15 protein-coding genes are annotated in these 19,537 nt (G+C 70.8%); 8 read left to right on the forward strand and 7 right to left on the reverse strand.

Features of this window, described 5'->3' with window-relative positions; genetic code table 11:
- Positions 1-3 precede the first annotated feature (3 nt).
- From hisF to BWR60_RS15535, 5 genes are all read left to right on the forward strand, one after another.
- Positions 4-768 (forward strand): imidazole glycerol phosphate synthase subunit HisF, encoded by a 765-nt coding sequence (gene hisF / locus BWR60_RS15515; protein ID WP_088151925.1) that lies wholly within the window; start codon positions 4-6, stop codon positions 766-768.
- Positions 765-1,109 carry a phosphoribosyl-ATP diphosphatase gene (locus BWR60_RS15520; RefSeq protein ID WP_034835853.1) on the forward strand — a complete coding sequence of 115 codons (345 nt, stop codon included), beginning with the start codon at positions 765-767 and terminating at the stop codon, positions 1,107-1,109. Before hisF ends, BWR60_RS15520 begins: the two co-directional genes overlap by 4 nt.
- A 151-nt stretch (positions 1,110-1,260) precedes the next feature.
- Positions 1,261-1,632: a histidine triad nucleotide-binding protein gene (locus tag BWR60_RS15525; RefSeq protein WP_088151926.1), complete on the forward strand. Its 372-nt coding sequence runs from the start codon at positions 1,261-1,263 to the stop codon at positions 1,630-1,632.
- Positions 1,629-3,491 (forward strand): adenylate/guanylate cyclase domain-containing protein, encoded by a 1,863-nt coding sequence (locus tag BWR60_RS15530; RefSeq protein WP_088151927.1) that lies wholly within the window; start codon positions 1,629-1,631, stop codon positions 3,489-3,491. Before BWR60_RS15525 ends, BWR60_RS15530 begins: the two co-directional genes overlap by 4 nt.
- A gap of 77 nt (positions 3,492-3,568) precedes the next feature.
- Positions 3,569-5,530, forward strand: coding sequence for an NAD(P)/FAD-dependent oxidoreductase (locus BWR60_RS15535; protein WP_088151928.1), 1,962 nt, complete (start codon positions 3,569-3,571; stop codon positions 5,528-5,530).
- A 3-nt stretch (positions 5,531-5,533) separates the two neighbouring features.
- Here BWR60_RS15535 and BWR60_RS15540 read toward each other — a convergent pair whose 3' ends face one another.
- A complete protein-coding gene (locus tag BWR60_RS15540) occupies positions 5,534-6,442 on the reverse strand; it encodes a DMT family transporter (protein ID WP_230983070.1) in 909 nt (302 codons plus the stop codon).
- Between the two features lie 86 nt (positions 6,443-6,528).
- On the opposite strand from BWR60_RS15540, the gene BWR60_RS15545 reads away from it, so the two are divergent.
- A complete protein-coding gene (locus BWR60_RS15545; protein WP_088151930.1) occupies positions 6,529-7,419 on the forward strand; it encodes a LysR substrate-binding domain-containing protein in 891 nt (296 codons plus the stop codon).
- 15 nt (positions 7,420-7,434) lie between these two features.
- On the opposite strand, the gene BWR60_RS15550 is transcribed toward BWR60_RS15545, so the two are convergent.
- The 5 genes from BWR60_RS15550 to BWR60_RS15570 form a co-directional block, all read right to left on the reverse strand.
- Positions 7,435-10,827, reverse strand: a complete 3,393-nt coding sequence (locus tag BWR60_RS15550) for an AAA family ATPase (RefSeq protein WP_088151931.1) — start codon at positions 10,825-10,827, stop codon at positions 7,435-7,437.
- An 89-nt stretch (positions 10,828-10,916) separates the two neighbouring features.
- Positions 10,917-12,176, reverse strand: coding sequence for a lytic murein transglycosylase (locus tag BWR60_RS15555; RefSeq protein WP_088151932.1), 1,260 nt, complete (start codon positions 12,174-12,176; stop codon positions 10,917-10,919).
- An 89-nt stretch (positions 12,177-12,265) separates the two neighbouring features.
- Positions 12,266-13,366, reverse strand: coding sequence for a hypothetical protein (locus tag BWR60_RS15560; RefSeq protein ID WP_088151933.1), 1,101 nt, complete (start codon positions 13,364-13,366; stop codon positions 12,266-12,268).
- A 61-nt stretch (positions 13,367-13,427) separates the two neighbouring features.
- Positions 13,428-14,342 carry an MBL fold metallo-hydrolase gene (locus BWR60_RS15565; RefSeq protein ID WP_218823512.1) on the reverse strand — a complete coding sequence of 305 codons (915 nt, stop codon included), beginning with the start codon at positions 14,340-14,342 and terminating at the stop codon, positions 13,428-13,430.
- A 13-nt stretch (positions 14,343-14,355) separates the two neighbouring features.
- Positions 14,356-15,024, reverse strand: coding sequence for a peroxiredoxin (locus BWR60_RS15570; protein WP_088151935.1), 669 nt, complete (start codon positions 15,022-15,024; stop codon positions 14,356-14,358).
- A gap of 456 nt (positions 15,025-15,480) precedes the next feature.
- Here BWR60_RS15570 and BWR60_RS15575 point away from each other — a divergent pair, with 456 nt between their 5' ends.
- Positions 15,481-15,960 (forward strand): (2Fe-2S)-binding protein, encoded by a 480-nt coding sequence (locus tag BWR60_RS15575; protein WP_088151936.1) that lies wholly within the window; start codon positions 15,481-15,483, stop codon positions 15,958-15,960.
- The gene (locus BWR60_RS15580; protein WP_088151937.1) at positions 15,960-18,173 is read left to right on the forward strand and encodes a xanthine dehydrogenase family protein molybdopterin-binding subunit; all 2,214 of its coding nucleotides are present in this window, start codon (positions 15,960-15,962) and stop codon (positions 18,171-18,173) included. Before BWR60_RS15575 ends, BWR60_RS15580 begins: the two co-directional genes overlap by 1 nt.
- Positions 18,174-18,395: 222 nt before the next feature.
- Here the strand turns inward: BWR60_RS15580 and BWR60_RS15585 are convergent, their stop codons facing one another.
- A complete protein-coding gene (locus BWR60_RS15585; protein ID WP_088151938.1) occupies positions 18,396-19,337 on the reverse strand; it encodes an IS110 family transposase in 942 nt (313 codons plus the stop codon).
- Positions 19,338-19,537: the final 200 nt, after the last annotated feature.

The following is a 19,537-nucleotide window of genomic DNA, read 5'->3' on the forward strand; positions in this document are numbered from 1 at the left end:
GATATGCTTAAGGTCCGGGTGATCCCCTGCCTCGACGTCAAGGACGGAAGGGTGGTCAAGGGCGTCAACTTCGAGAACCTGGTCGATGCCGGCGACCCGGTCGAGCAGGCCCGGCACTATGACCGCGAGGGGGCGGACGAGCTGGTCTATCTCGACATCGCCGCGACCAACGAGAATCGCGGCGTGCTGTTCGACGTGGTCCGCCGCACCGCCGAGCAGGTGTTCATGCCGCTGACTGTGGGCGGCGGCGTGCGCAGCGTCGACGACGTGCGCGCCCTGCTGCTGGCCGGCGCCGACAAGGTGTCGATCAACTCGGCCGCCGTGGCCCGGCCCGAGCTGGTGTCCGAGGCGGCAGTCAAGTTCGGCCGGCAATGCGTGGTGGTGGCGATCGATGCCAAGCAGGTCTCGCCCGGCCAATGGGAGATCTTCACCCATGGCGGCCGCAAGGGCACCGGCATCGACGCGGTGGACTGGGCCGACCGGATGGCCGAGGCGGGCGCCGGCGAGCTCCTGGTGACCTCGATGGACCGCGACGGCACCAAGGAAGGCTTCGACATCGGCCTGCTGCAGCGGATCCGGCAGGTGGTCGGCATCCCGATCATCGCCTCGGGCGGCGTCGGCACGCTGGACCATCTCGCCGATGGCGCGCTGTCCGGCGGCGCCACCGGCCTCCTCGCCGCCTCGATCTTCCATTTCGGCACCTATTCGATCGCCCAGGCCAAGCAGCATCTGGCCGAGGCGGGCCTGCCGGTGCGGATGGCGGCATGAGCGGCGGAGGCTCGCCGATCGACGCCCGGGTGCTGGACCGGCTGGCCGCCGTGATCCGGTCGCGGCAGGGCGCCGACCCGGCCTCCAGCTACACCGCCAAGCTGTTCGCCCGCGGCCGGCCGAAGATCGCCCAGAAGCTGGGGGAGGAGGCGGTCGAGACGGTGATCGAGGCTTTGCGCGACGACCCGGGGAAGATCGCGTCCGAGAGCGCCGACCTGCTCTACCACCTGCTGGTGCTGTGGGCCGATGCCGGTGTCGAGCCGGAGGCGGTCTGGGCCGTGCTCGAGGCGCGCGAGGGCACCAGCGGCATCGCCGAGAAGGCGGCACGGCCGACGGAGTAGGCACGCCCGCCCGTGCGGGGAGAGGGAGGCGGCCCGCGACATCGCGTCGCCGCCGGCATCGAACGGGTCGCTGGGGTGTTGGCTGAATTTCGCCGCGATTCAGCACCATGTGTCATCATCGCTCGGCGAAGACCGGTGGAGAGGACGACCGATGGCCTATGATCCGAACAATGTCTTCGCCCGCATCCTGCGCGGTGAGCTGCCGTGCAGGAAGGTGTATGAGGACGACCATGTCCTGGCCTTCCACGACATCGGCCCGCGCGCCCCGGTGCATGTGCTGGTGATCCCCAAGGGCGCCTACGTCTCGATGGATGATTTCTCGGAGCGCGCCAGCGACGCCGAGATCGCGGCCCTGACCCGGGCGGTCGGCCGCGTCGCCCGCGACCTGGGCCTGGCCGAGCCGGGCTATCGCATCCTGTCGAACATCGGCGGTGACGGGCACCAGGAGGTGCCGCACCTGCACATCCACATCTTCGGCGGCCGGCCGCTGGGCCGCATGCTGGATCCCGCCATCGCCCCATGACCCTGCCGGTCTCCGCCGAGGCCGAGGCGCCGGCCAGCCGCTCCGGCAGGCCGCGCCGACGCACCATCACCCTGGCCCGGACGCTCGCGGTCGCCATCGGCGGCCTCGTGGCGATCGCGGTCGCGGCGGTGCTGGCGATCTACTGGACCACGGCGGCGCGCACCACCTTCGACCTGCTGACCAACCAGGCCGAGATCGGCGTCGCCTCGGTCGAGGCGCAGCTGCGCCAGCATCTCGAGCCGGTGTCGAACGAGCTGGGCAACCTCGCCCTGCTGCTGCAGCAGGGGCGGCTCGACGCGGCCAACATGGACCAGTTCTCGACCATGCTGACCGGGGCGCTGGCCGCCTCGCCGCAGGTGCGCTCGATCGCCTATCTGACCGAGGATCTGCGCATCCGCGGCGTCACCCACCAGCAGGACGGCAGCTACGAGACCTTCGACCAGCGGAACGAGGCCGAGCAGAGCCGCGAGGCGCTGATGGAGGCCGCCGGCAAGGTCGACGCCTATTGGGGCGAGATCCTGTATCTGCGTGACGGGCCGCACGCCACCGTGCTGAATCTGCGCCAGCCGGTGCGCCGCAACGGCCAGCTGGTCGGCGTGCTGTTCGCGGTGGTCACGGTGCAGGACCTGTCGAAGTTCCTGGCCCGGGTGTCCAGCGACCCGGCGCAGGTGCCCTTCATCCTGTATGGCGAGGACCGGGTGCTGGCCCATCCGCGCATGGCCACCGACCCGCCGCCGGCCTCGGTGGAGGAGCCGCTGCCACGGCTCGATCAGGTCGGCGATCCGGCCCTGGCGGCGCTGTGGACGCAGGGCGCGCCGGTCACCGTGCGCAATCCCCGGGTGCGGATCCGCGAGGTCCAGATCGGCGACCAGGACGAGATCTTCCTGTACCGCACCATCTACGGCTTCGGCCCGACCCAGCTGATCCTCGGCATCCATGTGCCGGGCGACGCGATCGGCGCCGAGGTCTGGCGGGTGATCCGGGCCGGGCTGGCGGGCCTGGCGGTGATGGTGCTGGCGATCATCGTCGGCGTCTTCGTCGGCCGCATGATCGCGCGGCCGGTGCGGGCCTTCTCGGAACAGGCGCGGGCGGTGGGCAAGCTGGAGTTCAGCCAGGTGAAGCCGCTGCCGGGCAGCGTGTTCAAGGAGCTGAACGAGGGCGCCCAGGCCTTCAACACCATGCTGGTGGGGCTGCGCTGGCTCGAGACCTATGTGCCGAAGAGCCTGGTCCGCCGCCTGATCACCAAGGGCGACGGCGAGGATGTGGTCTCGATCGAGCGCATCCTGACGGTGATGTTCACCGACATCGCCAATTTCAGCGCGGCGGCCGAACGGCTGCCGGCGGCGCGGATCGCGGCCTATCTGAACGAGCATTTCGCCATGCTGGCGCGCTGCGTCGAGGCTGAATCCGGCACCATCGACAAGTTCATCGGCGACTGCCTGATGGCGTTCTGGGGCGCGCCGGAGAAGATGAAGGACCATGCGCCGCGGGCGGCCCGGGCGGCGCTGGCCATCGCCGCGGTGATGCGGGCGGAAAACGACCGTCGCGCCGCTGCCGGCCGGCCGCGGCTGAGATTGCGCATCGGGCTGCACAGCGGCCCGGTGGTGGTCGGCAACATCGGCGCGCCGGGGCGCACCAACTACACCATCGTCGGCGACACGGTGAACATCGGCAACCGGCTGGAGCAGCTGGGCAAGGTGCTGTCGCGCGACGAGGAGACGACGATCCTGATCAGCGCCGAGACCGCGGCGCTGCTGGGCCCGGAATTCGAGATGGAGAGCCTGGGGCCGCGCCGCGTCCGCGGCCGAAATGGCGAGGTCGAGATCTTCCGGCTCGTCGGGATCAAGCCGGCGGCCTGAGCCGCCCCGCCTCGCACCGCAATTCCGCCACCTTGGCCCCGCTGAATCGGGGGCAGCCAGGGAGGGGGGAAACATCCATGTCATCCGATCGCGATCTGGGAATGGGCCGGGCGATCAGCCGGCGCGACTTTCTCGACGGCATCGCCCTGACGGCGGGCGCGGCCGCGCTGGGCGGGGCTTTCGCCCGCAGCGCCTTCGCCGCCGGGCCTGCCGCCGGCTATCCGCCGAAGCTGACCGGGCTGCGCGGCCATCACGAAGGCTCCTACAACGTCATGCATTCGGTGCGCGACGGCACCTTCTGGGACAAGGCCGGCGCGCCGGAGGCGACCGGCGAGCGCTATGACCTGGTGGTGGTCGGCGGCGGCATCTCCGGCCTGGCCGCGGCGGTGCTCTATCGCCAGCAGGCGGGGGGCAATGCGCGGGTGCTGGTGATCGACCCGCATGACGATTTCGGCGGCCACGCCAAGCGCAACGAGTTCACCAGCGCCGGTGGCCGCATGGTCCTCGGCTATGGCGGATCGCAGTCGCTGCAGACACCCAGCTATTTCAGCCCGGCGGTGAACGCGCTGCTGGCGACGATCGGCATCGAGCCGAAGCGGTTCGAGCAGTATTACGACCAGGGCTGGGCCGAGGCCCGCGGCCTGGGCCGTGCCGTGTTCTTCCCGAAGGAGGCCTTCGGGACCGACGCGCTGGTGAAGGAGGGGGAGAAGGCCGCCGACTGGGTGCCGCAGACGCCGCTGACCGACAAGGCCAAGCAGGACCTGATCGCCCTGATCGATGAGCCGGCCGACTACCTGCCCGGCCTGTCGCGGGCGGAGAAGCTGGAGCGGCTGTCGAAGACCACCTACGCCCAGTTCCTGACCGACCTGGTGAAGGCCGACCCGCAGCTGGTCACCTACTTCCAGGGGTCGACCGAGGCCTATTTCGGCGTCGGCATCGACGCCACCACCTGCCTCGACGCCTGGGCCAACGGCAATCCCGGCTTCGACGGCATGGATCTGGGCGACGAAGTCTATCCGACCATGAGCCCCAGCGGCCGCCTGGCGCGCACCGACCCGGACGAGTACATCTACCATTTCCCCGACGGCAATGCCGGCGTCGCCCGGGCGCTGGTGCGGTCGCTGATCCCGGCCGCCATCCCCGGCGGCACCATGGAGGACCTGGTCCTCGCCCAGGCCGATTACGGCAAGCTGGATGTCGACGGCCAGCCGGCGCGGATCCGGCTCGGCTCGACCGTGGTGCGGGTGAAGCACCAGGGCGACCCGGCCTCGGCTAAGTCGGTCGAGGTGTCCTATGTCCAGAACGGCAAGCTGCGCACGGTCGAGGCCGGCCATGTCGTGCTGGCCTGCTGGCATCGGGTGATCCCGTTCCTGACCGATGAGCTGCCGGCGGCGCAGGTCGACGCGCTGCGCGACCAGCAGAAGGTGCCGCTGATCTACACCAACGTCCTGATCCGCAACTGGACCGCCTTTGCGAAGCTGGGCATCGACGGCTTCGACGCGCCGGGCCATTTCTGGTCGGGGGCGGAGATCGACTTCCCGGTCAGCATGGGCGGCTACAGCTTTGCCGACAAGCCGGAGGACCCGGTCCTGCTGCATCTCAGCAAGGTGCCGCTGCAGCCGGGGCTGTCGTCGCGCGAGCAGTCCCTCGCCGGCCGCATCCAGCTGACCCAGCTGAGCTTCGAGGACATGGAGCGCGAGATCCGCGACCTGCTGGGCCGGGCCCTGTCGGGCGGCGGCTTCGACCCGGCGCGGGACATCGAGGCGATCACCGCCAATCGCTGGTCGCATGGCTATGCCTATGAGTATATGCGGCCGTGGGATGCCTTCTGGCCGGACGGGCCGCTGCCGATCGTGGCGGCGCGCAAGCCCTGGGGCCGGATCGCGATCGCCAACGCCGATTCCGGCGCCTATGCCTATGTCCATTCGGCGATCGACCAGGCCACGAGGGCGGTGCGCGAGCTGCTGGGCACGCCCGACGGCGCCCCGGCCTTCGCCGACTTCCCCGGCCCGCCGCGGGACAAGCTCGGGCTGCTCTGAGCCTCAGGAGGGCAGGCGCGGCGTCACGGGCGAGGCCTGCGGCGCCGCCCGTCCTCGCGTGTTGACCAGCACCACCCCGGCGATGGCGATCGCGCCGCCCAGCAGGGTCTGCGATCCCGGCGCCTCGCCCAGCAGCGGCACCGCGATGGCGGTCGCGGTCGGCGCGACGAGGTAGAGGAAATTGGTCGCCCGCGCCGCGCCGAAATGGCCGAGCGCATAGGTCCAGGTGGCGTAGCCGATGGCGGCCGGCAGCACGCCGAGGCCGATCACCGCGGCGATCGTCACCGCGCTGGCGCCGGGCAGCTCGCCGGCGGCCTCGGGCAGCCAGGGCGACAGCCACAGCGCGCCGGCCAGCAGCGTCCAGGCGGTGCAGGCCAGGGCGCCGTACCGCGCCACCAGCGGCTTCTGCAGCACGACATAGCACGCCATGCACAGCGCCGATCCCAGCACCAGGCTGGCGCCGGCGCCGAAGGCCAGTCCGCCGGGCTGGGCCGAGGCGATCAGGGCGATGCCGGTGAAGCTGACCAGCGTGCCGGCCCAGCCGCGGGCGCCGAAGCGCTCGCCCAGCACCAGCCGGGCCAGGAGAGCGGTCAGGATCGGCGCGGTGTTGACGATGAAGCTGGCGGCGCCGGCGGCGACGCTGCGCTGCCCGGTGTTCAGCAGGATGTTGTAGGCGGCGATGCCGACCAGCCCGCACAGGGCGAAGCGCAGCAGGTCGGGCAGGGTGGGGCGCGCCGGCCGGCGCCAGGCCAGCCAGCCCAGGATCAGCACCGCCGCCACGGCGAAGCGGGCGGCGGCCAGCGGCACCGGCTGCAGCTCGCGCAGCGCCAGGCGGATCGCCGGGAAGGCCGAGGCCCAGGACAGGATGGTGACGGTCACGGCGGCGGTGGCCAGGCGGGCGTGGTTGGACACGGAAACACCTCGTTCAACGCGAGGACTCCGTTCTGGCACCGGGCGTGCTGTTGACATAGGGCGCCGATCGAGCGTGAGTTGTGCGTATGAATCACAGCTTGTCCTCGGAGCGCCCGCCGCTCGACAGCCTCGACACAGTCTGCGTCGCGGCCCGGCATGAGTCCTTCAGCGCCGCGGCCGAGGCGCTGGGCCTCACCCATGGCGCGGTCAGCCGGCGTGTCGCGGCGGTCGAGGCCTGGCTGGGCACGGCCCTGTTCGAGCGCCATGGCCGCGGCGTGCGCCTGACCCCGGACGGGCAGCGCTTCGTCTCACGGGTCGAGGCGGCGTTCCGGCTGATCGACGAGGCGGCGGTGCGCTGGCGGCGCCGGCGCGGGCCGGAGGTGGTGCGGGTCAGCGTCGTCCCCGGCTTCGCCAAGCTGTGGCTGTTCCCGCGGCTGACGGCGCTGGAGCAAGGCGACCCGGCGCTGCGGCTGGAGATCGCGGTCGAGGGCCGCAACGCCGATGTCGAGGGCGGCGAGGTCGACCTGGCGGTGCGCTACGGCACCGGTTCCTGGCCCGGCATCCAGGCCACGCGCCTGCTGCCGGAGCGGCTGTATCCGGTGGCCCATCCCGAGCTGGCGCGGCGTGTGGGCGGCTCGCCGGAGGGCCTGCTGCAGGCACCGCTGCTGCACGATTCCGACCTGACCGGCTGGCGCGCCTGGTGCGGCGCCCGCGGCATCGCGCTGAAGCCGCGGCCGCAGGACCGGCGGTTCGAGGATTACACCCTGGTGCTGGCGGCGGCGGAGGCCGGGCTGGGCGTCGCCCTGGCCCGGGCGCCGTTCTCCGACCGCGCCGTGCGGGCCGCCGGCCTGGTGCGGCTGGGCGATCTCGAAGCGCCCAGCCCGCTGGCCTATCACCTGCTGACCCGCACCGGCGGCGCCCGGCCGGCCGTCGCCGCGCTGGTGGCGCGGATGACGGCGCTGGCCGCGCGGACCTGACCGCCGACGGTCCCGCTATTCCGCCGGCTGCTTCCTGGCGACGGCGCCCATCAGGTCGAAATCGCCGCCGAGAACGGCATCCAGCCGGCCGCTGCGCCAGCCGCCGCCGACATCGCGCACCAGCGGCGACGACCCGTCGCGATACCGGCGCACGATGACGGCCGTGCCCGGCAGCGCGGCGAACCGCTTCGTCGCGGCGGCATGCTCCCTGCCTTCCGGCATGTCCTGATCCGGGCCCGGGATGACGGAGATACGGGCCACCGTGCGCTGGGCGCTCTGTTCCGGCGCGGGGTCCTCGAGGACATGCAGGCCGGCCTCTCCGGCCAGGGTGCGAAAGGCGCCGAAGCCGGTGACGTGCAGGATCGTCCGGCCCTGGCCGCCGGGCGCGGCATATTCCCGGACCTGCATGTGGCGCCGGTCGGCCCAGGCGCGGTACATCGCCGTCAGCCGGCGGCACCATTCCTCCGCATGGCTGCCGCCACCGGCGTCCAGCGCCGGCTCGACCCGCAGCAGGGCGTCGATGGGCGCGCCGGCGGCGAGGTCGTCGAGGCCCGCGCGCAGGTTGAAGAGCTGGAGCGCCAGCCGCGACGCCAGCTCCCGCGATGCCCGCTGCGGGGCCTGGGCGGTCTGGGCGTAGCGCCGGTCCAGCCTTTCGCCGGTGCGTGCGGCCTCGCGGATGCGGTCCATCAGCTCCAGGCGCGAGAAGACGGTGTGGCGGTCGTCCCGCGACCAGAAGCCGGGGTCGGCCAGCTCGGCCCGCAGCGTGTCGCCCAGCGCGGTCCAGTCCGGCCCGTCCATATCCTCGCGGATGGCCTGCCAGCTGGCGTTCAGGAAGGCCCGCTCGGCCTGGGAGCCGGCCGGCCGCAGCATGATCCCCGGCAGCGACAGCGTGTCGTCCGGCTCGATATCCGGCGCCGCCTCCTCCGCCGGCGCGGCGTCGGGGTCGACGAACTCGACCTGGATGGCCTTGCCGTCGGAGCGCACGAACAGGAACTGGTCGCCCTCGGGGAACCGCCGCTCCACCAGCGTGGCGGCCAGCGGCGCCAGCACCAGCTGGTCGATGGCGCGCTTCAGCGGCCGGGCCCCCATCTCCGGGCTGAAGCCGCGGTCCAGCAGGAACTCGATGGCGCCCGCCTCCCACTCCACCGCCCAGCTGCGCTCGCGCAGGCCCCGCCGCTCCTGCACCAGGGCCAGCTCCTTGTGCAGGATGTTGCGCATCAGCTCGCGCGACAGCGGCCGGAAGACGATGATCTTGTCGAGGCGGTTGACGAATTCGGGGCGGAAGGTCTGGCCGATGGTGGCCAGCACCTGGTCCTCGCCATAGGCCTGCGGGTCCGCCAGGAAGCCGAAGCTCTGCCGGCGATGCGCGGTGGCGCCCAGATTCGAGGTCAGGATGATGAAGCTGTGGCGGAAATCGGCCTCGCGCCCGTTGGCGTCGCTCAGCCGGCCGTCATCGAAGATCTGCAGGAACAGGTCCCAGCAACTGGGGTGCGCCTTCTCGAACTCGTCGAGCAGGATCACGCAGAAGGGCTGCTTGCGGACGCGGGCGATCAGCGAATCGGCATCGCTCTCGCCGGGCTTGCCCAGGATCTTGGCGGTGGATTCGGCGGTCTGGAACTCGCTCATGTCCAGCCGCGCCATCCGGTCGGGGGCGCCGAACAGGAAGGTGGCCAGCGTCTTGGCCAGCTCGGTCTTGCCCGTGCCGGTCGGGCCGGCCAGCAGGAAGACGCCGATCGGGCGGCCGGGATCGGTCAGGCCGGCCTTGAGCATGGCGATGCGGTCGACCATCGCCTGCACGGCCTCGTCCTGGCCGATGACACGGCGGCTGAAATAGTCGCGGATGGTGGCCAGCTCCACCCGCTGGCTGGTGTCGAGGATCACCGCGGGCAGGCCGGAGATCTGCGACAGCGTGGCGATCACGCTGGCCCCGGTCAGCGTCTCCTCGCCGGCATGCAGCGACCGGGCAGTGGCGCGCTTCAGCAGCTCCAGCACGGCACCCGGCAGCTGGCCGTTGCCGAGATAATGCTGCGCCAGCTCCATGGTCGTTGTGACAGCCTGCTCCGACACCGCCACGCCGACCGCGTCGGTGATGCGGTGGCCGAGCTCGGTCGCCAGCGCCAGCGTCTGGCCGTCGCTCATCGGCTCCAGCGCCACCGTCTCGATCACCGAGCGCAGCGACGGGTAGGTCTGGAACAGCCGCGCCGCGGCCGCCTGGCTGGTTTCGCCGACCAGGATCAGGTCGCCCGCCACCACCGCCGGCATCACCTGGTCCAGGATGCTGGCCGCCTGGCCCCTGTGGGTGCCGCTGCCGGCCAGCTGGCCGAGATCGCGCACATACCAGACGATCCTGCGGCGGGCGTGCAGGGCGTCGGCCAGCTGGCGGATCCGCCCTTCCAGCTGGCCGATATAGATCTGGCCGGCCATCAGCTCGTGCCCGCTGGCCATGAACACCTGCCAGCCGGCCTCGTGCAGGTTCAGGCCCAGCAGGCGCAGGAACGCGCTCTTGCCGGTGCGCGGCGTGCCGGTGACCAGGACCGAGCGCGGCCGCGGCGCGCGGATGGCGGTCTCGGCGGTGGACAGCTGCTCCTGCCAGGCGGCCGGCCGGATCAGCAGCCGGTCGTCCTCGTCCTCGCTCCACAGCGTGCCGATGCCGGAGAGGAAGCCGCGGTCGATCCGCGTGTCCTGCCAGGTGCGGAGCGCCTCGAGCAGCCGCGCGACGAAGGGGTGCCGGATCTTGCGCAGCAGGCCCCGGGCGGGGTCGAGGTCGAGCTCGGCATACCGGCCGAGGAGCGTGCCGAAGCCCGGAGTGTCGCCGAGCTCGGCGCTGCGCTCGAAATACACCTCCACGAAACGGGAGATGACCGGGTTGTTCTCCCACCACTCCGGGGCGGCCAGGACCACCTGCCCGACGAGAGGGCGCGGATCCAGCGCAGTCAGGAACTGCAGCGCGTCGGGCAGGACATAGGGGCGCGTGTGCGGCAGGTGCCGCATCACCTCGTCGGCCAGCGACTGCCGGTCCGGATGGTCGCGCAGGACGGTGAAGGCGGCGCAGGCCAGCGGCCAGTTGCCGCCCAGCGCGTGGTGGCGCAGCAGGTCGAAGCCGGCATCCGGGCGCCGCATCGCGTCGAGCGCCGCCTGGAATTCCGGTATCTCCTGCAGCTCTCCCGGGCCGCTGACCTCCTCCGCCTTGGGGCCGAGAGCCTGGCTGATCCGCTGCAGCAGGGCGGCGACGCTCGTCGCCGGTGCAGGCTCCGCGGCCGTCTCGGCCGGAACCGCCGTCCCGGGTCCGGCAACCGGCTCGGGGGCGGGCGGCGCGCGGGGCGCCTCCGGCTTCAACCGCATCACAAGGCTGGACAGGATGCCGCCCACGGCACCGGCCAGGAGGGCGTACAGCAGCAGGTCGGGCATGCGCGAGTCGTCGTCAGGGAACCGGCCGGATCACTCCGACGGGAAACCGCGGCTTTGGCAAGAGGGGTTCGGCCGGTGGCGGCCGAACCTCACCCCGCCCGCACCTGCTGCAGCAGGGTCGTGGTCGGGAAGCCGTCCGGCACCAGGCCCCTGGTGGTCTGCCAGGCCCGGATCGCCCCCCGTGTCGCCGGCCCGACCAGCCCGTCCGGGCTGCCGCCGGTGGAGAAGCCCTTGGCCGCCAGCAGCGACTGCAGCTCCAGCACCTCGCTGCGCGACAGCGGCTGCTCGTCGCGCGGCCAGGACCCGGCGATCGGGCCGCCGCCGGCCAGCCGGTCCGACAGGGTGGCCACTGCCAGCGCGTAGCTGGTCGAGTTGTTGTACTTCATGATGACGCTGAAGTTCGGACCGACCAGGAAGGCTGGGCCGCGCGCGCCCGCCGGGGTGATCACCGAGGCGTCGCCCAGCGCCGGCAGGCTGCGGCCGGAGACCGGCTTCACCCCCAGCGCCGCCCATTGGGCCACCGGCTGCCTGGTGCTCAGCTCCGCCACCGAATAGTCGAAGCCGCGCGGCAGGGTGACCTCGACGCCCCAGGGCTGGCCGCGCTGCCAGCCGGACTGCGCCAGGTAGTTGGCGGTCGACGCCATGACGTCGGGGATGCTGCCCCAGATGTCGCGCCGGCCGTCACCATCGGCATCGACGGCGGAGCTCAGGAACACCGTCGGCAGGAACTGGGTGTTGCCCATGGCGCCGGCCCAGGAGCCCAGCATGCGGTCGCGGCTGATGTCGCCCTGCTGCAGGATCTGCAGCGCCGCGAACAGCTGTTCCTTGAAGAAATCCTGGCGGCGGCCCTCATAGCCGAGGGTGGCCAGGGCGTCGATCACCTCGGTGGTGCCGAAATTCTGGCCGTAATTGCTCTCGATGCCCCAGATCGCGGTGATGATCTGCTTCGGCACGCCGTAGCGCTGCTCGACGGCATTCGCGGTCGACCCCCACTGCGCCAGCATCGCCTGGCCGTTGCGGATGCGGTCGGCCGAGACGGCGCTGTCGAGATAGGTCCAGATCGCCTTGGTGAATTCCGACTGCGATTGGTCGGACTCGATCACCTTGGGCAGGAACTGCACGGTGTCGAAGGCCGTGGCCAGCGTCGCCTGGCTGATGCCGCGCGCCGCGGCCTCGGCCCGGAACGCCGCCACCCATTGCTGGAAGCCCTGCGCCTCGGACTGGGCCGAGGATGCCGCCGTGCCGCCGGGCATCGGGGTCGGCACCACCGGCTGGCTCTGGCCCGAGCTCTGGCAGCCGGCCAGCAGCACCACTCCGGCCAGCACCGCCATCCGCGTGGTCATCGACATGGGCCCTCTCCGCGATTTCCGAATCAGTCGGTGAACGTCGCGGCAAAGTGCCTTGAGATCAAGGCCGGAGCGCGGCAAGACGGCCGCAACTAGGGCTGCCCGGCCGTCGATGACGCGGTCCAGGCGACCTCGCCCCTGGCCCGGCGCATATAGAAATCCATGCGCTCCCGAACGGCCGGCGACGGGTCGTGCAGCAGCCTGCCCGCCGTCTCCTGCAGCCCCGCAAGCGCATCCGCGTGCCTGATGAGAGCATCGGCGGCGAGTTTCCTGACCACGGCCGAGCGATCGGCCGCTCCAGCGGAGACGAGGTCGGCCAGCGGAACCGCGTGCTCGATGGGGCGCTCCTCGAACGCCAGGACGCGCCGGCTGCGTCCGAGCGACTTGTCGATCCATTCCTGCCTGAATCCGACCGGCCAGATCCCGCGTCTCTCGACCAGAGATTGCAGCGCGATCGCCCGGATGGCCGGTTGCGCCGCTGTCTTGAGGAGGTCCGGAAGGTACCGGTCCATGTCGGGAGACCGCAGGGCCTGCCTCATGGCACTGCTCAGGGCGCCGGCGGGTTCGGTCTGGAAGATCGATGCGAGTTGGTCCACGACATCCGGGCGGAACAGGGCGATGTCGAGCGCGGCGGCCTCGGCACCCCAGCGCCTCCAGTTCTGCTTCTGCGTCAGGAGGTGCAGGGCGGCGTTCGCGACGATGGATGAAGGGGTTCGGGGAAAGACCCGGCGCGCGCAGGCCTCGGCGGCGATCCGCACCGGCTCCGCCCAGTCGTTCAGGCGATATGCCAGGGCGGCGAACAGGAAAGCGTTGGGCGGGGGATCGCCGATCCGGTGCAGGGCCGCTTCGCGCAGCCGGCCATCGCCGTGAAAGATGTAGAGCCAGCTCAAGCCCGGGGTGGCATCCAGCGCCTCGCGCTCGATCCCGATCGGGGAGACCGACCGCCAGAAACGTCGGCCGATCGGCTGGCGATAATAGAACCGGCCGAGCGGGGGGATTTCGCTGGCCGCGCTCGCGATGGCGGCCGGTAGCATCGCGGCCGTCATTTCGGTGAAGCGCTGGGTCTCGTCGATAATGGGCTCGTTCCGAACGAGCCTTGCGGAGAGCTCCTGGACGAGTTGTTGGAGCACCTCCGGGAGGACGGAGCTCTTTCGATCGGTCAGCAGGCTCGTGTATCGCTGAACGCGGGGCATTCCGGCAGGATGACAGCAAGCTTCCGCATTCTGAAGCGATGGCAGGTGCCGGGCCGGTCGTTCACCCCTGCGGCGCGTCCGGGAAGGCGTCGAGCGGGATCTTCAGGTACCGCTTGCCGTTCGCCTCGGGCTCGGGCAGGCGGCCGCCGCGGATGTTCACCTGCAGCGCCGCCAGCATCAGCGCCGGCAGCGGCAAGGTCCGGTCACGGTCCCGGCGCAGGGCGATGAATTCGGCCTCTGACACCGCGGCGATGTGGATGTTGCGCTCCTTCTGCCCGGCGACGCTGCTCTGCCAGCGCGGCTCGCGCCCGTCCGGCCGGTAGTCGTGGCCGGTGAACAGGCGGGTGTCGCCCGGCAGGGCCAGGATGCGCTGGATCGAGGCCCAGAGCTGGCGCGCGTCGCCGCCGGGGAAGTCGGCCCGCGCCGTGCCGCCATCGGGCATGAACAGCGTGTCGTGGATGAAGGCGGCGTCGCCGACCAGATAGGTGATCGACGCCATGGTGTGGCCCGGGCAGAACAGCACCTGCGCCTCCAGGCTGCCGATCCGGAACCGGTCGCCATCGGCGAACAGCCGGTCCCAGCCCGTGCCGTCGGTCGGCTGGTCGGGCAGGTGGTAGAGGTCCCGCCACAGCGCCTGCACGCCGGCCACCTTCTCGCCGATTGCCATCGGCGCGCCGGTCCGCTCCCTCAGATAGGCGGCGGCGGAGAAATGATCGGCATGCGGATGGGTGTCGAGGATCCAGGCCACCCGCAGCCCGCAGCGCGCGACATGATCGAGGATCAGGTCGGCGTTGCGGGTGGCGACGGTGCCGGATTTCAGGTCGAAATCCAGCACCGGGTCGATGATGGCACAGTCGCCGGTCGCCGGGTCGGCGACGATGTACTGCACGCTGCCGGTCGGGGGATCGTAGACGGCATGGACGGCGGGGGAGGCATCGCCCGCCGCTTCGGCCAGGATCGGGTCGGTCTTGGTCATCGGCGCCGCCGGCTCAATCCTTGGGCTGGGCGACGGTGCGGAGGTACGGCTTGAGGGTCTTGAAGCCGGCCGGGAACTTTTGCTTCGCCTCCTCGTCGGAGACCGAGGTGACGATGATGACATCCTCGCCGTTCTGCCAGTCGGCCGGCGTCGCGACCTTGTGCCTGGCCGTCAGCTGCAGCGAATCGATCACCCGCAGGATCTCGTCGAAGTTGCGGCCGGTGGACATCGGGTAGGAGATCACCAGCTTGATCTTCTTGTCCGGGCCGACGACGTAGACGTTGCGCACTGTCTGGTTGTTGACCGCGGTGCGGCCCTCCGACGTGGTGCCGGCATCGGCCGGCAGCATGCCATAGAGCTTGGAGACGACCAGCTCGGAATCGGCGATCACCGGGAAGTTCGGGGCAGCGCCTTGAGTTTCCTTGATGTCCTCGGCCCAGGCGGCGTGCCGGTCGACCGGGTCGGCGGAGAGGCCGATGACCTTGACGTCGCGGCGGTCGAATTCCGGCTTCAGCCTGGCGACGGCGCCGAGCTCGGTGGTGCAGACCGGGGTGAAGTCCTTGGGGTGGGAGAACAGCACGCCCCAGGACGAGCCCAGCCAGTCATGGAAGCGGATCCGCCCCTCGGTGGTCTCGACTTCGAAATCGGGCGCGTCCTCACCAATCGCGAGCGGTCCGGCCATCTTACCCTCCATCATCATCGCCAAACGGCCGCCGGCTTGAAGCCCACGGCCTGGAAGAATGAACCTTCCACCTGCGCCGTTACCCGAAGATTGCAGATCAGGATCAAGCGGAAGCGACAGTAACGACGGATGATACCATACGGACCCTATAATATCGTCGCAGTGCTTTTACAGGAAAGGTTGCCTATTATCGTTCAATACCCGGATAAACAACAAGGCGACGTTTCCGACAGGCCGCAAGAACAGGGCAATCGCGCGGATCGGATTTTTTGACCTGGCGCCGCCGGGGATGGGGCCGGATGCCGCAGCGCCGCGGTAAAATAGGGACACCGTCCGGTTTCCCTGGCACAGTTCTGCGACAAACGGATCGTATCCTTCTCCTTTCTGGAAATCCTGGACCCGGCGCGCTGGCGGCGGTCCCGCCTTGCATGGCCGGTCGCAGAGACGGAGCTGTCCATGGCTGTCGAACTGAACATCAATGGCCGGATCGAGCATATCGACGCGCCGCCGGAGATGCCCCTCTTGTGGGCGCTGCGCGACGAGCTTGGCCTGGTCGGCACCAAATTCGGCTGCGGCGCGGGGCTGTGCGGCGCCTGCACCGTGCATCTCGACGGCGCCGCCGTGCGCGCCTGCCAGACGCCGATCGGCGATGTCGGCACCGCCAGGATCGTGACCATCGAGGGCATCGGCGCCACCGATGTCGGCGCCCGGCTGCAGCAGGCCTGGCTGGCCTTCGACGTGATGCAGTGCGGCTACTGCCAGGCCGGGCAGATCATGTCCGCCGCGGCGCTGCTGGCCACCACCCCGGCGCCCGGCGACGACGACATCGATTCCGCCATGGCCGGCAATCTCTGCCGATGCGGCACCTACACCCGCATCCGCGCCGCCATCCACAAGGCGGCTGAGCGGAATGCGGCCGAGGGGAGTGCCGGCTGATGGGATATCTTCTTCCTGAAGCCGGCCTCGGCCGGCGCGCCTTTCTCAAGGCCTCCCTGCTGGTCGGCGGCGGCCTGCTGATCGACGCTACCCTGCCGATGCCGGCGTCGGCCGCCGGCGACGGCGCGGGCACGCTCGGCGCCTTCATCGCCATCGCGCCCGACGGGCGGGTGACGATCACCGGCAAGAACCCGGAGATCGGGCAGGGCATCAAGACGTCGCTGCCGATGATCATCGCCGACGAGCTGGACGTCGACTGGGACCAGGTCACCGTCACCCAGGCGATGGTGAACGAGGCCGTGTACGGCCCGCAGACGGCGGGCGGCAGCCGGGCCACGCCGACCAACTGGATGCCGCTGCGCCAGGTCGGCGCGGCGGCGCGGGCGCTGCTGGTGCAGGCCGCGGCCGGGCGCTGGGGCGTGCCGGCCGACAGCATCACCACACGGTCCGGCCGGCTGCTGCACCAAGCCAGCGGGCGCTCCCTCGGCTATGGCGAGGTGGCGGCCGAGGCCGCGGCGCTGCCGATGCCGGACCCGGCGACGGTCCGGCTGAAGGACCCGGCGGAATTCCGCATCATCGGCCGGCCGACCGGTGGCTGCGACAGCCCGAAGGTGGTGCGGGGCGAGCCAATCTTCGGCATCGACACCCGGCTGCCCGGCATGCTGTACGCGGTGTTCGAGCGCTGCCCGGTGTTCGGCGGCACGCTGAAATCGGCCGATCTCGACGCCGTGCGCGGCAAGCCCGGCGTGCGCCAGGCGTTCGCGGTCAAGGGCAACAACCGGGCGGAAAGCCTGGTCGACGGCGTGGCGATCCTGGCCACCAACTGGTGGCTGGCCAACCAGGCGCGGCAGGCGCTCAACGCCCAGTGGGACGAGGGGCCGGGCGCGGCGCAGAGCACTGACGGCTACAATACGCAGGCGAAGGCCCTGTTCGACGGCACACCGCAGTCGGAGCTGTTCCGCGCCGGCGACGTCGACGGCGCGCTGGCCGGGGCGGCGAAGCGGATCACGGCGGACTACGCCTATCCCTACCTGTCGCATGCGCCGCTGGAGCCGCAGAACTGCACCGCCCTGTGGCACGAGGACGGCACGCTGGAGCTGTGGGCGCCGACCCAGATGCCGGAGCGCGGCCGCGGCCTGGTGGCCGACGCGCTGGGCCTCAAGCCCGAGCAGATCGCGATGCACATGCCGCGCATCGGCGGCGGCTTCGGCCGGCGGCTGATGAACGACTATGTGGTGCAGGCCTCGGCCATCGCCCGGCAGGTGCCGGGCACGCCGGTCAAGCTGGTGTGGACCCGGGCTGAGGACATCCAGCACGATTTCTACCGCCCGGCCGGCTGGCACCGCTTCACCGCCGGCTTCGACGCGGCCGGCAAGCCCACCGCCTTCGCCGCCCATTTCGTCACCCTGACCCGCGGCGGCAAGCCGGTGTCGGGTGGCGATTTCGACTTCCAGGAGCTGCCGGCGCTGATGACGCCGAACCTGGTCTTCGCCCAGTCCGGCATCGACAGCGTGGTGCCGACCGGGCCGATGCGGGCGCCGCGGTCGAACGGCCTGGCCTGGGCCTACCAGTCCTTCCTGGACGAGGTGGCGCAAGCGGCTGGCACCGACCTGCCGACCCTGCTGCTCGGGCTGCTGGGCGAGCCGCGGCTGCTGCCGGCGCGACAGGGGTCGTCGGCGCAGTTCCACACCGGGCGGGCCCGCGGCGTGATCGAGAAGGTGCTGGCGATGTCGAACTGGGCGCTGAAGCCGACCACGGCCGGCAGCGCCAAGGGCTTCGCCTTCTACTTCTGCCATCTCGGCTATTTCGCCGAGGTGGTGGAGGCGGCGGTGGCGCAGGACGGCACGGTGCGGGTGCCGCGGGTCTGGGTGGCCGGCGACATCGGCAGCCACATCGTCAACCCGTCGGGCGCCGAGAACCAGGTGCGTGGATCGGTGATCGACGGGCTCGGCCAGGCGCTGGGCGGCCTGTCGATCACCCTGGCCGCCGGGCGGGTCGAGCAGGAGAACTTCGATACCTACCCGCTGCCGCGCATCCCCGGCACGCCGGACATCGCGGTCGACTTCGTGGCCAGCGATTTCCCGCCGACCGGCCTGGGCGAGCCGGCCCTGCCGCCGGTGATCCCGGCGCTGTGCAACGCGGTCTTCGCCGCCACCGGCAAGCGGGTGCGCAAGCTGCCGCTGGACACGGCGGGCTTCACCCGGCCGGCGTAGGGGGCGCGGGATCTTTTCAGAACAACTCAGACCCAACTTTCTATAGTCCCCCCTCCCCTTGCGGGAGGGGGGTAGCAACTGTCTTGGGAGAGAGGTGTCATGCGGCGTGGTTTTGCCACGGTGCGTTGTCCCTGAGCATGGCGTTGAGGATGGTGAGCATCCGGCGCATGACGGCGACGATGGCGACCTTGGGGGGGTAGCAACTGTCTTGGGAGAGAGGTGTCATGCGGCGTGGTTTTGCCACGGTGCGTTGTCCCTGAGCATGGCGTTGAGGATGGTGAGCATCCGGCGCATGACGGCGACGATGGCGACCTTGGGCTTTTTGCCGGCGTTGCGGAGGCGGTCGCTGCAGGCTTTGAGGACAGGGTTGTGCTTGGCGGCGGCCATGGCGGCCATGAACAAGGGGGGGCGGACGCTGGATCGGCCGCCTTGGATGAAGCGGACGCCCTGTCGTTTGCCGCTGTTGTCATCGAAGGGAGCGACGCCGACGAGGGCGGCGATCTGCCATCGGGAGAGCAGGCCGAGCTCGGGGAGCAGGGCCAAGAGGGTGTGGGCGAGGACAGGTCCGACGCCCTTCATCGAGCGCAGGATGGCGTTCTTGGCCGCAAGGTCGGGATCGGCTGCGACCCGGGCGGCGATGAGCCGGTCGAGGGTGTTGATGTCGGCCTTCAAGGCGGTCTCTCTGCGTCGGCTGATCCGGCGCAGGGTGGCGTCGTGGTGCCAGCGGGCCTGGTTGGACAGGGCGGTGTGCTGGTCGAGGAGCTGGGCGCGGGCCCCGACCAGCTCGGCCAAGGCCTCGACGGTGGTGTGGCGGACCATCGGCCGGGTCGGCACGACGGCGACGAAGTGGGCGATGACGGCGGCATCGATAGGGTCAGTCTTGGCCAGCCGGCCGATGGCCTTGGCGAACAGGCGGACCCGGTACGGATTGAGCAGCCGAACGGAATATCCGCGCTCGATCAGGAAGTGGCAGGCCTGGAGCTCGCAGCCGCCGCTGGCCTCGATCGCGACGACCTCGACCTGGGCCGCGGCCAAGTGCCGRTCGAGCTCTTGCCAGCCTTTGGCATCATTGGCCACCGAGAAGGCCGTCTCGAGCGGATGGATGTGCACGTCGAGCCGGTCGCTGCTGCAATCGACGCCGGCCTTGGGCGAGAATTGTGGCATCCTCTTATCCCTTCCTTGCGTGTTCGGGGTCGTGCCCCGGACAACTGTTCGGGCTTGGAAGATGCGGCCGCGGCGCCAAGCTACCCCACGGGCTGCAAACCAAGGGGGATACGGGCTCACGACCGCGATGCGGTGCCGGGCATTGCCCGGCACCGCATCTCCACCATCCTCGCAGATCTTCAACACACAAGGGGGAGGGG

Source organism: Inquilinus limosus (assembly GCF_002195995.1).
Taxonomy (GTDB): domain Bacteria; phylum Pseudomonadota; class Alphaproteobacteria; order DSM-16000; family Inquilinaceae; genus Inquilinus; species Inquilinus limosus_C.

Bases quoted from the DNA above. Each gene is read 5' to 3' on its own strand.
- BWR60_RS15570 (WP_088151935.1), bottom strand. From the start codon at position 15,024: ATGGCCGGACCGCTCGCGATTGGTGAGGACGCGCCCGATTTCGAAGTC.
- hisF (WP_088151925.1), top strand. From the start codon at position 4: ATGCTTAAGGTCCGGGTGATCCCCTGCCTCGACGTCAAGGACGGAAGG.
- BWR60_RS15545 (WP_088151930.1), top strand. From the start codon at position 6,529: ATGAATCACAGCTTGTCCTCGGAGCGCCCGCCGCTCGACAGCCTCGAC.
- BWR60_RS15520 (WP_034835853.1), top strand. From the start codon at position 765: ATGAGCGGCGGAGGCTCGCCGATCGACGCCCGGGTGCTGGACCGGCTG.
- BWR60_RS15535 (WP_088151928.1), top strand. From the start codon at position 3,569: ATGTCATCCGATCGCGATCTGGGAATGGGCCGGGCGATCAGCCGGCGC.
- BWR60_RS15575 (WP_088151936.1), top strand. From the start codon at position 15,481: ATGGCTGTCGAACTGAACATCAATGGCCGGATCGAGCATATCGACGCG.
- BWR60_RS15565 (WP_218823512.1), bottom strand. From the start codon at position 14,342: ATGACCAAGACCGACCCGATCCTGGCCGAAGCGGCGGGCGATGCCTCC.
- BWR60_RS15530 (WP_088151927.1), top strand. From the start codon at position 1,629: ATGACCCTGCCGGTCTCCGCCGAGGCCGAGGCGCCGGCCAGCCGCTCC.
- BWR60_RS15525 (WP_088151926.1), top strand. From the start codon at position 1,261: ATGGCCTATGATCCGAACAATGTCTTCGCCCGCATCCTGCGCGGTGAG.
- BWR60_RS15580 (WP_088151937.1), top strand. From the start codon at position 15,960: ATGGGATATCTTCTTCCTGAAGCCGGCCTCGGCCGGCGCGCCTTTCTC.
- BWR60_RS15560 (WP_088151933.1), bottom strand. From the start codon at position 13,366: ATGCCCCGCGTTCAGCGATACACGAGCCTGCTGACCGATCGAAAGAGC.
- BWR60_RS15555 (WP_088151932.1), bottom strand. From the start codon at position 12,176: ATGTCGATGACCACGCGGATGGCGGTGCTGGCCGGAGTGGTGCTGCTG.
- BWR60_RS15550 (WP_088151931.1), bottom strand. From the start codon at position 10,827: ATGCCCGACCTGCTGCTGTACGCCCTCCTGGCCGGTGCCGTGGGCGGC.